Here is a 13,786-nt window from a genome sequence, read left to right as displayed (position 1 = left end):
CCGGCGACCTCCCCTCCGCCGCCGACCGCCACTGGCTCGCCCTCGCCTGCGACCTGGCGGCGGACTGCCCGCCCTCGGAGACGGCGTTCAGTGTCGGCGCGGTGGTGGTGGCGGAGAACGGCAAGGAGCTGTCCCGGGGCCACTCCCGCGAGTCCGGCGACCCGGTGGTCCACGCGGAGGAGGCGGCGCTGGCGAAGATCGACCCGCAGGACCCGCGCCTCCCCACGGCCACGGTCTACACGAGCCTGGAACCCTGCACCCACCGCGCCTCCCGCCCCAAGCCCTGCGCCCAACTGATCCTCGACGCGGGCGTACGGCGGGTGGTGACCGCTTGGCGCGAGCCGGACACGTTCGTGGCGGGGGCGGACGGGAGCGGGGCGCTGGCCGCGCGGGGGGTGACCGTGGTCGTACTCCCGGAGTACGAGGAGCGGGCGAAGGCGCCGAACCGGCATCTGCTCGGCTGAGGCGCACCCTCTCTGGAGGAATGTGACACCTCGGGGGGTGAGTGTCACATTCCTCTGGAACACCTCCCCGCCCTCGCTGCTCCCCGACCGGCCCATCAAATCCTGCGCCCCACCGCCTCCCACGTCACGCTCACAAAGAACCGGTGCGGACAACGCGGAGGTAGGACACATGAGGGCAGTGGGCCGGCGGCACGCCATCACCTTGCTGGGCGCGTCCGTAGCCGTAGGACTACTCGCCTCGTGCGGATCGACGGACACCGGTACGCGAACCATGGCAAGGGCGCTGCCCGCGAGCGCCGCGTTCACGCACCCCGGGGTGCTCGTCAGCAAGGGCCAGCTGGACGCTGTACGCAAGAACGTCGCCGCCGGCAAGCAGCCCTGGCTGAAGGCGTACTTCGGGATGCGGGACAGCAAGTACGGGTCGTACAAGTACACGGCGAAGCCGTACGCGGACGTCGACTGCCCCTGGAACGGCAAGGCCGCGCACGGCTGTGTCGAGGAGCGCGAGGACGCGATCGCGGCGTACACGCAGGCGTTGCTGTTCAGCATCACCGGGAAGCAGCATCACGCGCTGAAGGCGCGGGAGATCATGGACGACTGGTCGGCGAAGATGAGGGAGCACACCTCCGACGACGCCGGGCTGCAGACCGCGTGGGCCGGTTCGACCTGGGCGCGGGCTGCGGAGATCGTGCGGTACGCGCCCGGCGCCGGCTGGCCGGCGGACCGGGTCAAGCGGTTCGGGACGATGCTGCGTACCGCCTACGAACCGGAAGTCACCAAGAACCTGCCGGACTACAACGGCAACTGGGACCTCGCGATGACGGACGCGGCGATCGGTATCGCCGTGTTCCTCGACGACCACAAGGCGTTCGACGCCGCCGTCAAACGTTTCCGCGACCGCGTGCCCGCCTACTTCTACCTCGCCAAGGACGGCAAGGTGCCGCTCACCCCGGTGGGCTCGAAGGTCACCACCCCGCAGAAGCTGACGACGTACTGGTTCAAGCAGACGACCTTCAAGGACGGCGTCGCCCAGGAGACGTGCCGCAACTTCAAGCACGTCGGGTATTCGCTGGCGGCCACCGCGCACATCGCCGAGACCGCCTGGCACCAGGGCGTCGACCTCTACGACGGGGTCAAGGACCGGCTCAGGGCGGCACTCGAATTCCACGCCCGCTACCAGCTCGGCGAGCCCGCGCCCGCCTGGTTGTGCGGCGGCAAGGTCGACCGGAACATGGGGCCCGACCTGGAGGTCGCCGTCAACCACCTGGAGGGCCGGCTCGGAGTGAAGGTGCCCGCCGCGCACAAGCTCGCCGAGTCCACCCGCCCGGCCGGCAGCGACGACCTCTTCGTCTCCTGGGAGACCCTCACGCACGCCGGGAACACCGCCGACTGAAACCTGTGTGACATCGGACCCCGCGGATGGCGTATAGTTGTAATCACAACGGCGCGGGGTGGAGCAGCTCGGTAGCTCGCTGGGCTCATAACCCAGAGGTCGCAGGTTCAAATCCTGTCCCCGCTACTAAGGCCAAGGGCCGGAATCCAGAAATGGATTCCGGCCCTTGGTGTTTCTCCCCCCTTCCCCCCTCTCCCGATGTCCTCGATCGGCTCACACCGCTCGCCGCCCTCCCTCCGTCACGAAAAACTGGACGCGTGGAGGAGGGTCCGTATGTGCGAGCCGGCGGGCGCCTGCCCGGCGATCCCGTGCCCGACCCCGGCCTCGGCCCCGTCGAAGGACGGCGGATCTCGTACACCCGCACCACCGTCCGCCGCCTGCCCGCGCTGCTGCTGATCGTCGGGGCGTTCTACGACTACCTCACCCCGCAGGCCTTCACCGCGGCCCCGCTCTTCACCGCCGCCCCGCTGGTCGCCGCCCCGCTCTACTCCCGGCGCGGTACGGTCCTCACCGGTCTGGCGGCCGTCGCCGTCGTGCTCGCGGTCCACGTCAGGCTGGGCATCGTCCTCGACATCGACGCGGTCACCGAGGTGGTCACCGTGGCGACGGTCGCCGTGCTGGCCGTCCTCATCAACCTCCTGGTCCGCCGCAGCAGCGAACAGCTGGCCTCCGCACGCGAGATCGCCGAGGCCGCTCAACGGGCCGTACTGCCCGAACCGGCCGAGCGGATCGGCGGGTTCGAGATCGCGGCACGGTACGAGGCGGCGCAGGAGGGCGCGTTCATCGGCGGCGACCTGTACGCGGTGCAGGACACCCCGCACGGCGTGCGGCTGGTCGTCGGTGACGTGCGCGGCAAGGGCATGGGCGCGGTCGCCGCCGTCGCCGTGGTCATCGGGGCGTTCCGGGAGGCCGCCGAGCAGGAGGTCACCCTGGAGGCGGTCGCGCAGCGGCTGGAGCGGGCGCTGGCGCGCGAGGGCACCCGGCGCGACGGTCTCGACGCGTTCGAGGGGTTCACCACGGCCGTCCTCGCCGAACTCCCGCACGGCGACGGCGTCGTACGGATCGTCGACCGGGGCCATCCGCCGCCGCTGCTCCTGCACGAGGACGGCACCGTACGCACGTTGCAGGTCCAGGAGCCCGCACTGCCCCTGGGAATGGGCGAGTTGGGGGTCTGGCCCGACCGTGCCGAGGAGTTCGCGTTCCCCGGCGGGGCCACCCTCCTCGTCCACACCGACGGGCTGTCCGAGGCGCGCGACTCCCACGGCGTCTTCTACGACCCCGGTGCTCGGCTGGCCGGCCGGACCTTCCGCAGTCCCGAGGCGTTGCTCGGCATCCTCGCCAAGGAGGTGCGTCGGTACTCCGGGGGCTGGATGACGGACGACATGGCGATGATCGCCGTACGGCATCCATGACCGTCATCACGGCGGGTGACCGGGCGGGAGCCCTCCGCATAACAACTGACATGCCGTCAATACCTGTGGGAATTCTGAGACTCGGCCAACTCGCCCGTTTTTCGCCGGTGGTGGGCCGTTCGTCCAGCAAGGAAAGGTTAATGATCAAGCCGAACAGCTTGGAAACGGGCGCCCGTGTCTATTAACGTTCGATAACGCAGCGCGGTCGTCCCAGCCGTCACAAGAGATGGCTCCGTGCGCACGTGCCGAATCCCGCAAGGGAACCGGGGAACCACCACCTTGGGGTGAATCGCTCGTCGACCGCCGTGGCAACACGGCAGGTATACGCGCGTAGGAGACCTTCCTGCTCCGAACCCGTCAGCTAACCCGGTAGGCGAGAAGGAAGGAAAGGAGCACGCCCACGTGGCGTCAAACCAGGCTGCCCCAGAAGCCCCTGTCGTCTACGGCGGTTACCGCCCCGACGAGGGCCCCTGGGAGGAGTGGAATCCCAGCGCGGAGTCCGTTGCTCCCAACCGCGGCAAGCACCGTGTCGCCAAGCAGCGTGGTGGCGGAGGATTCGCCCGCAGCTCCACCGTCCTGGGCGTCGGTGTCATAGCCGCCGTCAGCGCGGGCGGCATGGCCAGCGCCAACACCGGCAAGCCGCCGGTCTCCATCTCCCTGCCCGACCTGCCCTCCGTGGGCCACCTGCTGGACGACTCGTCCAGCAGCACCCCCAAGGGTTCCGCCACGCCGCTCAGCAGTGTCGGGGTCAGCACGACCGAGACCGCCAAGGGCGCCTCGGACGCGGGTGAGCTGCTGCGCAACCGGATCATGGCGCAGGCCGAGTCGCAGCAGGTACAGGTCGACGGCAAGTCGAAGGCCGCCGTCGAGGCCGCCGTCGCCAAGCAGGTCGACGCCGCCGCCGCCAAGGCCGAGAAGGACGCCGCGAAGAAGGCCGCCGACGCGAAGAAGGCCGCGGAGGCCGCCGCGGCGAAGAAGGCCGAGGCCGCGAAGCTCGCCGCGCTGGCCAAGCAGTACACGCTGCCGGTCGGCTCGTACACGATCACCGGCACCTTCGGCCAGGCCGGCTCGATGTGGTCCTCCGGGTATCACACGGGTCTCGACTTCGCCGCGCCCACCGGCACGCTGATCAAGGCCATCCACAGCGGCACGGTCACCGAGGCGGGCTGGGCCGGGTCCTACGGGTACCGCACGATCCTCACCCTCGACGACGGCACCGAGCTGTGGTTCTGCCACCAGTCCTCGATCAACGTCAGCGTCGGGCAGAAGGTCTCCACCGGCGAGGTCATCGGCCGCGTCGGCGCGACCGGCAACGTGACCGGGCCGCACCTCCACCTGGAGGTGCACATCAACGGCGCCGCCACCGCGAGCGACCCGGCGCCCTGGCTGCGCAGCAAGGGCCTCAACCCCTGATCTCTCCCTGATCGTCTGGAATATCCGGTTCCGGCCCGGCGGTTGAGGTGAAGCATGACTTCTCTTCGCAAGCTGGGCCGGTCCGACCTGGAGATCTTCCCGCTGAACCTCGGCGGCAACGTGTTCGGCTGGACCGCCGACGAGGCGGCCTCCTTCGCCGTGCTCGACGCCTACACGGCCGCGGGCGGCAACTTCGTCGACACCGCCGACTCGTACTCGGCGTTCGCGCCGGGCAATCACGGCGGCGAGTCCGAGACCGTCATCGGCAAGTGGCTCAAGGCCCGCGGCAACCGTGCCGACGTCGTGATCGCCACCAAGGTCAGCCAGCACCCCGACTACCCCGGCCTGTCCGCCGCCAACATCAAGGCCGCCGCCGACGCCTCGCTGCGTCGCCTGGGCACCGACTACATCGACCTGTACTACCCGCACTTCGACAAGGAGGACGTGCCGGTCGAGGAGATCGTCGGCACGCTCGACGAACTGGTCAAGGCGGGCAAGGTGCGGCACATCGCCGCCTCCAACATCTCGCCCGAGCGCCTCCAGGCGTCCCTGGACTTCTCCGACCGCGAGGGCCTGGCGCGCTATGTCGCCATCCAGCCCCACTACAACCTCGTCTCCCGCGACACCTACGAGGGCGAGCTGCGGGACGTCGCCGAACGCGGAGGACTGTCGGCCCTCCCGTACTTCTCGCTGGCCGCCGGCTTCCTCACCGGCAAGTACCGCCCCGGTACGACGGTCGACAGCCCGAGGGCCGGGCGCGCGGCGGAGTACCTCAAGTCGGAGCGCGGCCAGAACGTCCTCACCGCCCTGGACGAGGTCGCCCAGGCCCACGACGCCCCGGTCGCCACGGTGGCCCTCGCCTGGCTCGCCGCCCAGCCCACGGTCGCGGCCCCGATCGCGTCGGCCCGGACGGTCGAGCAGCTCCCCGCACTGCTCGGCGTGGCGGAACTGGAGCTGACGGACGCGGAGATCGCCCGCCTCACGCAGGCATCGGCGTAGGTGTCCTTGGAGCTATGACCGGTACGGGTTGTACAGGGGACTCCCGTACGACCCGTACACCGGCGGCCACGGCGGCACCACCACCGGTACCGGCGGCGCTGTCCGCCGCGCCGCGTAGTCCAGCGCGGGCCGTGCCACCTCCCGGCGCAGCCACAGCTCGTGCAGCAACTCCCTTTCCCGTACGACGAAGTCGGCGCCGGCGCGGCCCCGCGTGGCCCGGTACCGCAGGAACGCCAGGGAGGTCGCGTACGCCTCGTACTGGGCGACCGAGCGGGCCGCCTGCCTGCCGAGGCGGTGGCGGGCGTACTCGCGGGCCAGGCGGCGGGCCTTCATCGAGCCGAGCACGAAGGGTTCGGCCGGGGTCAGCCAGCCCGCGTAGACGTAGGCGGGCAACTCCTCGTGCACGGTGCGCAGTTCGCGCTGCCGGGTCCAGACCGCGAGCCAGGTCAGCAGGCCGAACATGGGGACCATGAAGACGCCGTAGACCTCGAAGAAGCCGTACTGGCCGAAGGTGGAGGAGCCGTTCCAGATCGCGTGCATGCCCATCGCGAGGAGCAGGCCGGTCAGGGGGAGCAGGACGCGTCGGATGTGCTGCCGGTCGGGGGAGAGGGCGGCGACGCCGAAGCCGATGCCGGTGAGGACGGTGAACAGGGGGTGCGCGAACGGGGACATGACGATGCGCACGAAGAAGGTCGCCGCGGTGACGGAGGTGAGGCCGCGGTCGCCGGTGAGCTGGTCGGTGCCGAAGGCGGTGCCGAGGTAGAGGATGTTCTCGGTGAACGCGAAGCCGGTGGCGGTGACCCCGGCTATCACCACCCCGTCGACGATCCCGGTGAAGTCCCGTCTGCGGAAGAGGAAGACGAGGAGTACGGCCGCCGCCTTCGCCGACTCCTCGACGATCGGGGCTATGACAGTGGCGCCGAGAGTGTCCGCGCTGGTCGGGTCGGCGGTCGTGGTCGCTATCCATCTCGTCGCGAAGCTGTTGGCGACGATCGCTATGAGGGCCGCGGCGCAGGCACCCCACGCGAAGGAGAAGAGCAGGTTCCGCCAGGGTCCGGGGTCGACCCGGTCCAGCCAGCGGAAGGCGCCGACGAGGAGGGGTACGGGTAGTACGGCGAGCCCGAGGCCGACCAAGAACCCTTCGGTACCGGTCTGTTGACGCACCAGCGCGAGGATGACCAGCCCGGAGAGCGTGAGCAGGGCGATCAGCGCGCCGTAGCGGACCCAGTTCCGCTGCCACCAGCGCACCCGCGGCCCGTGCCCGGGCACACCACCGGCGGGGTGGCCGGGGTGTGGGGGGTACGGCGGAAAGGTGGCCACGGCATCGACCCTAACGAGGTAAGGGCACGGCCCGCGAGGGAGCCTGGCGTCAGCGCTGGTCGTCAGTGCTGGTCGTCGTCCGGTCGTCGTGGGGTACGCGACGGAAGAGCAGATCGTTCACGACATGTCCCTTGTCCAGTCCCTGGCCCTCGAAACGGGTCAGCGGCCGGAACTCCGGACGGGGCGCAAAACCGCCGTCAGGTTGGCTGTTCTCGAAGTCCGGGTGCGCGTCGAGCACTTCGAGCATCTGCTCCGCGTACGGCTCCCAGTCCGTCGCGCAGTGCACGGTCGCGCCGGGCTTGAGGCGGGTCGCGGCGAGGGTGAGGAACTCCGGCTGGAGCAGCCGCCGCTTGTGGTGCCGCTTCTTGGGCCAGGGGTCCGGGAAGTACACGCGCAGTCCGTCGAGCGAGTCCGGGGCGAGCATCTCGCGGAGCAGGATGATCGCATCCCCGTTGGCGACCCGGATGTTGGACAGGCCGTGGTGCTCGGCGAGGCCCAGGAGATTGCCCTGGCCCGGGGTGTGCACGTCGGCGGCGAGGATGTTCGTCGCGGGGGCTTCGGCGGCCATCTGTGCGGTGGCCTCACCCATGCCGAAGCCGATCTCCAGGACGACCGGGTTGTCGTTCCCGAACAGCTCGGCGAGATCGAGGTTCCGTCGGCCGTCGATGTCCAGGCCCCACGTGGGCCACAGGCGTTCCAAGGCGTCCGCTTGGCCAGCGGTGACCCTGCTTCGGCGTGGCTGGAAACTTCGGATGCGGCGTTCGAAGTGGGAGCCGGCGGGGTCGGGCGTCGGCCCGCCGGGAAAACGGGGTTCGCCCTTGGGCCGGGTGCGGTGTGCGGGCTCGGTGGGGGTGGCGGGGGTGTTGGCGGTGTCAGACACAATGCGTTGATTTTACGGGGCGTGCGCCTTTGCGTCTGCGTGGCTTGTGTTGTCTTGCGAGTGGCGGGTGCGTTGTGGCTGGTCGCGCCCACGCGGCGGAGCCGCATATCGATACAGCCCTGCGCCCCTAGGGGGTTGCCCTGTCCGGGGTTTGGAGTGGGCGTCGGTCTTGGTGCAATACAGCCAAGGCCCGGCGGGCTACCTCTCTGCCGATGGGTAGGGAGGCGGTGGCTGCCGGGCTTGGGGCGTTCAGCACATGTACGGCCCGCGGACCCTCCTTGATCAGGAAGTCGTCTACGAGGGTGCCGTCCCGCAGTACCGCTTGGGCGCGTACGCCGGCCGGTGATGGGATCAGGTCGTCCGGGGTCACCGCCGGGAGGAGGCGCTGTACGGCTCCCGTGAACGCGGTCTTGGAGATGGATCGCCGGAGTTCCCCCAATCCGTAGCGCCAGTGCTGTCGGGCCATGTGCCAGGAGCCGGGCCAAGCCGCCGTCGCCGCGACTTCCCGAGGCCGTACGACGCCCCAGTCGTAGCCCTCGCGGGCCAGGGCCGGGACCGCGTTCGGGCCGAGGTGGACGCTGCCGTCGATGCCGCGGGTGAGGTGGACGCCGAGGAACGGGAAGGTCGGGTCGGGGACCGGGTAGACCAGGCCCCGGACCAGTTCGGGGCGGGTGAGGGTGTAGTACTCGCCTCGGAACGGCACGATCCGCATGTCCGGGTCGTCGCCGGTGAGGCGGGCCACCTCGTCGCAGTGCAGGCCGGCGCAGTTCACCAGCACGCGCGCGCGGACGACGTCACCGCCGGTCGCGGTCACCGTACGGACGGCGACCCCGCGCTCGGGGCGCCGGTCGATGTGGGCGACCCGCGCGCCGTAACGGATCTCCGCGCCGGAGGCCTCGGCGAGGTGGTTGGCGACCTCGGTGTAGTCGCAGATCCCGGTCGTCCCGACGTGTATGGCGGCGAGGCCACGCACCTCCGGTTCGTACTCCGCGATCTGGGCGGCGCCCAACTCCCGGACCGGAATCCCGTTCTCCCGCCCGCGCTGCACGAGCGCGTGCAGCCGGGGCAATTCCGCCCGCTCCGTGGCGACGATCAACTTCCCGGTGACGGCGTGCGAAATCCCGTACTCCGCACAGAACTTCACCATCTCGGCAGCCCCGCGCACGGCATACCGCGCCTTGAGCGACCCGGGCCGGTAGTAGATCCCGCTGTGGATCACCCCGCTGTTGCGCCCTGTCTGGTGCCGAGCGGGTCCGGCCTCCTTCTCCAGCACGGTGACGCGCGTGCCCGGCGCGGCACGGCTGATCGCATACGCCGTGGACAGCCCGACAATCCCGCCACCGACCACGAGCACGTCACAGTCGTACCCGACCCCAGCCCGCACGTGCACCACCTCCCGGCTTCGATAGTGCACTGCACCACTGACAGTCACTTCAAACGCCGGGAGGGCAGAACCCCCCAAGGGGCGCGGGGAACTGCGCGACCAGCCACAGCGCACCCGCACACGCAAGACGGCACAAGCCCGGCAGACCCTTAGGCGGGCGCCATCAACAACGGCCGAGCCCGCTCCCGCAGCTCAACAACCCGCGGCTCATCCCCATACGGCTCCAACCGGTGCAAAAGATCCTTCACGTACTCGGTAGTCCGAGCAGACGAGATACGCCCGGCAACCTCCACCGCCCGAACCCCTTGCTCGCACGCCGCATCAAGATTCCCCGACTCAAGCTCAGCCACCGCCGAGACAACGAGCCGAAGCCCGTGCGACCGCACGAACTCCTCCGTCGGCTTCGACAACGCCTGCTCAGTGAACCGCCGCACCTGCCGCGGCGCCTTCAAGTCCCGATAGCACTCCGCAGCGTCCGCGGCGAACCGGTCGTAGCCGTAGAACCCGAGCCAGGACGGATCGTTGTCACCCTCCCGGGACCGCTCAAGCCACCCCTCGGCCGCCTTCAGGGCAGCGCCGGCCGCCTGTGCGTCCCCGGCCTTCGCATGGGACCGCGCCTCGACGAGCCGGAAGAAGCTCATGGTGCGGGCGGTCGCAAGGCCCCGGTTGCGCTCCAACGCGGCCTGCGCGAGGTCGACGCCCTCGTCGCCGAAGCCGCGATAGGTCGCCTGCAACGACATCGACGCCAGCACATAGCCGCCCAGCGGCACATCCGCCGCCGCGCGGGCAAGACGCAGCGCCTGGATGTAGTACCGCTGCGCCGCCTCCTGTTGCCCGGTGTCGAAGGCCATCCACCCTGCGAGGCGGGTGAGTTCGGCACTCGCGCCGAACAGGGCTCTGCCGACCTCGTCGGAGTACGAGCCGAGCAGCAGCGGTGCCGCCTCCACCCGCAGACACTCCGGCACCATCGACGAACGCCAGTCGCCGCCCCCGTACTTGGAGTCCCAGCGCCTGGCGTCCTCCGCGGCCTCCCGCAGCTTCTGCACATCGCTGTGGCCGACTTTGAGCGGTGTCCCGGAGCTCTCCGCGGAGTTCGCTTCCCGTGCCACCGAACTGTCGGCCGGGGTTATCAGCCACCGTGAGGCGGGCGTTGCGTATGCGCTGACTGCGAACGACCCGGCGAGGGACTGCCAGATGCCGCCGGAACCGGCCCGGCGGCCGGCGAGGTCGAGCCGGTACAACTCCGTTGCGGAACGCACGGCTTGGCCGACGTCCCGGGGAAAGGCGAGGCCCACTTCCGGTGCGGGATCCGCGTCCGCCAGGCCGATCTCGTGGAGCGGCACAGGGCGGCCGAGCTTCTGGCCGATGGCGGCCGCGATGAGGTGCGGGGCGGCGCCCTGGGGCACCATTCCCTTCGACACCCAGCGCGCCACCGACGTCTTGTCGTAGCGAAGTGTCAACCCGCGTTGAGCGCCAAGATCGTTGACGCGACGCGCGAGTCCTGCGTTGCTGATTCCCGCGAGGGCGAGAACGGTGCCGAGTTTTTCGTTCGGCCCGCGTTGCTCCCTGGACATGCGCCACCCCTCGACACAGACGGCTGCCGCGCTGGCATAACCACCCGGCATTCGTAAACCCAGCGTAGTTCGCCGCATCCCAAGCGTTAAGGGGCATTGTTCCGGTTGGCGGGATTGTGGTCCGTACGCGAGTGCGGGGTTTGCACGCAGGGTTGCGACGTGCCCCCGTCGTGTGGCCGTGCGCCCGTGTGTGCGCTCTTCTCCGGCCATCCCGGGAGCGGTTCCATGGATCGTGCGTGGGTCGGCCCGCTGTACTGGATCCAGTGGGCTGGGGGACACCGCCGCCTACATCCCCGCGGGCGGCGGACCGGTCCGGGAGGCGTACTCCGCCTCCCGGACTGTGCGCGGCGCGAAGCGGTGCGCACGGCATGTACGGAGCGTGCGCAAGCCTGTCCCTGTATCGCCGATTTGGCCGAAAACCGCCCCTGCCTCCCGATGTCGAATACCGCTCCTACCATGGGAGTTGAGGGCGCGTTAGGTGTTTTGGGGGAGCGTATCGGGGGCGCATTCGCGTCGTGGACGTAGGGTCTCCCTTGTCCGGTTGTCCCTCGTCCAGGGCGTCTTCACGCGATCTCAAGCGGCTTCTCCGGCCCTCCGGAAGGCGTCCTTCATGGCAGCATGGTGCCCAGTTCGTGCGGTGCACTGGTTGTCCACAGCCTGTGGAGGCGTCGATGCGGTGGTTGGTGGGATGGAGCAGTACCGCCGCTGGAGCCGCCGCGATCGGTTCCGCGGGAGCCACCGGGTTCGACGGTGAGACGGTCCACCCGGTCGGGTCCCAACTCCTGTGGGGCGACCCGGATCCGCTGTGGGCGGTCGGCGACTGGCGGCCCGACGAAGTACGGGTTGTGAAGGTCGACGCGGAGACGCGTATCGCGGTCCTCGGTACGTGCGGTGCCTCCGACGAGGAGCTGCGCCTCAGCCTGTTCTCCGCGCGCGGAGGGGCACTTCGGCATCTGACGGCCTGGTCGGGCAGTTACACGGCGGTCGTCAAGGTCGGCCGCCGCACCATGGTCTGCGGTGATCTCGCGGGCGCCAAGCCGGTGTTCTACACCCCCTGGGCCGGCGGTACGGCCTACTCCACGGCCGCGCTCCCGCTCGCCGACCTCATCGAGGCCAACCTCGACTTCGGCCACCTCGCCGCGCTGCTCGCCGCCCCGGATGTCCCCGCCGCGCTGCACGACTCGACGCCGTACGACGGGGTGCGGCGCATTCCGCCGGGGCATGCGCTGGTGCTGCGCGCCGGGGCGCGCGAGATCGCCGGGTACGAGCCGGTCGCCTCCCTCGCGGTCGCGGCTGCGGCCGTCGACCCGGACAGCGCGGTGGACGCCGTACGGGATGCGCTGGTCGACGCCGTGCGTGCGCGTCTCTCCGCACCCCGGCACGTCCCCGACATAGACCCGGGGCCCGTCCCCGGCATGGGGCCGGCCGAACGGCGTGCTGCGCGCGGGATGCCCGTTCCCGGGATCGGGGCGGACCTCTCCGGGGGGCCCGCCTCCGGGACGCTGGCCCTGCTCGCCGCCGGGCTGCCCGGGGCGCCGGGCACGGTCCTGGGGCACGGCACCGGCGCGGGCGAGCGGCTCCTCGCCGTCACGTTCAACGATCTCGCCGTCCCCGGCCGCGAGTCCGAGGTGGAGCGCGCGGGCACCCTCGCGGCCAACCCGCGTCTGCACCACGTAGTGGTGACCGGCAACGAGGACGTCCTGCCGTACGCCGAACTCGACGGCCCGCTCACCGACGAACCCGGCCCCTCCCTGATCACCGCCGCCCGCCACCGCGCCCGGCTCGCCGCGGGCAGCGCCGACCACTTCACCGGCTACGGCGCCCGCCAGGTCCTGGACGCGCACCCGGCCCGCCTCGCCGACCTCCTGATGGACCGCAAACGGCGCCATCTGGTGCGCCCGGTGGCCGCGTTGGCGAAGGCGGACGGCTCGGTGATGGTCCCGGGGCGGGTCTACGGCGCGGCCCGCCGCCTGGCCCGAACCCCGTACGGCGCGGGCCTCGAAGTCCTCGCCGACCGCCTCCTCCAGAAGCGCTTCGACGAGCCCGGAGGCGCCGTCGGTGCCTCCCTCGCCGCGCTCACCTGGGCCAGACCGGGGCCCGCCGCACGCTGGCTGACCGGTGAGGCCCTGGCTGAAGTATCGGTTCGCCTCCAGAGCGCGCCCAGCCGTCAGGGCAGCGGCCCGGGCCAGCGCCCCGGCGACTTCCGCGCGCGTGCCGCCCTCGCCCGCCACGCCAACGACCTCCGCGTCCTGGAACAGGCCGCCGAGATCCGCTCCCAGCGCCTGCACGCCCCCTTCCTCGACAACCAGGTCGTCCGCGCCTGCCGCTCCCTCCCCGAGGCGCTACGGGTCCAGCCGGGCGCCCGCGCGGCGATCCTGCGCACGGTCCTGGAGGGCGCCGGCGTCGGCGACCTCCCGCCCGGCTGGGGCGCCCCCTCCCACGCCTCGGCGGCAGCCGCCGCCCGCAAGGGCCTCCGGGTCGCCGCGGACCCCCTGATGGACCTGTTCGCCACACCGTTGCTCGCGCAGGCGGGTCTGGTGGAAGCGCGCGTCGTCCGCAAGGCGCTGCGCGCGGCGGCCCAGGGCGAGCCGTTGCCCCTGGACGGCCTCGCCGACCTGGTCTCGCTGGAACTGTGGCTGGGACGGCTGCTGGCCCGCCGGGGCACCTGTTGGACGGGAACACCCGCACGCGCGCGTGCGGTGCCGGAGGGGATTCGTCCGCAGCGGGGGGCGTTGGCCTCCGGCGGCTGAGCCGGGATGGTGTGAGCGGGACGCGTTGAGCGCCCCAAAGGGGCGCGGGGCTGTGTCAATATGCGGCTCCGCCGCGTGAGCGCGACCAGCCACGACGGCGCCGCAGACGACGAACAACCTGTCCACCAGTTCAGGATCCCGGGGCTCCAATCGCCCGTCAACGCCGTGCACACCCCGAACCGCCCCACCCAGCACAC

The 13,786-nt window shown here is 70.9% G+C and carries 10 protein-coding genes, 1 tRNA gene and 1 riboswitch; of the genes, 7 read left to right on the top strand and 4 right to left on the bottom strand.

What is annotated here, in order from left to right; genetic code table 11:
* The 6 genes from AC31A1_RS31880 to AC31A1_RS31855 form a co-directional block, all read left to right on the top strand.
* The coding region (locus tag AC31A1_RS31880; RefSeq protein WP_489656657.1) for a cytidine/deoxycytidylate deaminase family protein at window positions 1-464 on the top strand (464 nt) is incomplete at its 5' end.
* Window positions 465-633: 169 nt separating this feature from the next.
* A complete protein-coding gene (locus AC31A1_RS31875) occupies window positions 634-1,857 on the top strand; it encodes an alginate lyase family protein (RefSeq protein WP_489656656.1) in 1,224 nt (407 codons plus the stop codon).
* Between the two features lie 52 nt (window positions 1,858-1,909).
* Window positions 1,910-1,983, top strand: a tRNA-Met gene (locus AC31A1_RS31870).
* 149 nt (window positions 1,984-2,132) lie between these two features.
* Window positions 2,133-3,269, top strand: coding sequence for a PP2C family protein-serine/threonine phosphatase (locus tag AC31A1_RS31865; RefSeq protein WP_489656655.1), 1,137 nt, complete (start codon window positions 2,133-2,135; stop codon window positions 3,267-3,269).
* Window positions 3,270-3,502: 233 nt separating this feature from the next.
* Window positions 3,503-3,660, top strand: a riboswitch (cyclic di-AMP (ydaO/yuaA leader).
* Between the two features lie 11 nt (window positions 3,661-3,671).
* Complete coding sequence (locus AC31A1_RS31860; RefSeq protein ID WP_489656654.1) at window positions 3,672-4,682, top strand: M23 family metallopeptidase; 1,011 nt, start codon at window positions 3,672-3,674, stop codon at window positions 4,680-4,682.
* 54 nt (window positions 4,683-4,736) lie between these two features.
* The gene (locus tag AC31A1_RS31855) at window positions 4,737-5,681 is read left to right on the top strand and encodes an aldo/keto reductase (protein ID WP_489656653.1); all 945 of its coding nucleotides are present in this window, start codon (window positions 4,737-4,739) and stop codon (window positions 5,679-5,681) included.
* Between the two features lie 12 nt (window positions 5,682-5,693).
* On the opposite strand, the gene AC31A1_RS31850 is transcribed toward AC31A1_RS31855, so the two are convergent.
* The 4 genes from AC31A1_RS31850 to AC31A1_RS31835 all read right to left on the bottom strand — a co-directional run bounded on the left by AC31A1_RS31850 (window position 5,694) and on the right by AC31A1_RS31835 (window position 10,839).
* Window positions 5,694-7,001 carry a PrsW family intramembrane metalloprotease gene (locus AC31A1_RS31850; protein WP_489656652.1) on the bottom strand — a complete coding sequence of 436 codons (1,308 nt, stop codon included), beginning with the start codon at window positions 6,999-7,001 and terminating at the stop codon, window positions 5,694-5,696.
* Between the two features lie 49 nt (window positions 7,002-7,050).
* A complete protein-coding gene (gene trmB, locus AC31A1_RS31845; RefSeq protein WP_489656651.1) occupies window positions 7,051-7,881 on the bottom strand; it encodes a tRNA (guanosine(46)-N7)-methyltransferase TrmB in 831 nt (276 codons plus the stop codon).
* 127 nt (window positions 7,882-8,008) lie between these two features.
* Window positions 8,009-9,295 (bottom strand): L-2-hydroxyglutarate oxidase, encoded by a 1,287-nt coding sequence (gene lhgO / locus AC31A1_RS31840; protein ID WP_489656650.1) that lies wholly within the window; start codon window positions 9,293-9,295, stop codon window positions 8,009-8,011.
* Window positions 9,296-9,414: 119 nt separating this feature from the next.
* Window positions 9,415-10,839, bottom strand: coding sequence for an NsdA family TPR-like regulatory protein (locus AC31A1_RS31835; RefSeq protein ID WP_026151123.1), 1,425 nt, complete (start codon window positions 10,837-10,839; stop codon window positions 9,415-9,417).
* Window positions 10,840-11,510: 671 nt separating this feature from the next.
* Here AC31A1_RS31835 and AC31A1_RS31830 point away from each other — a divergent pair.
* The gene (locus AC31A1_RS31830) at window positions 11,511-13,589 is read left to right on the top strand and encodes an asparagine synthase-related protein (protein ID WP_489656649.1); all 2,079 of its coding nucleotides are present in this window, start codon (window positions 11,511-11,513) and stop codon (window positions 13,587-13,589) included.
* The last annotated feature ends 197 nt before the right edge of the window (window positions 13,590-13,786 follow it).

Source organism: Streptomyces sp. P5F9, assembly GCF_057961495.1.
Note: the sequence above shows the minus strand (reverse complement) of the source record. Positions and strands in the feature narration are given on the sequence as shown.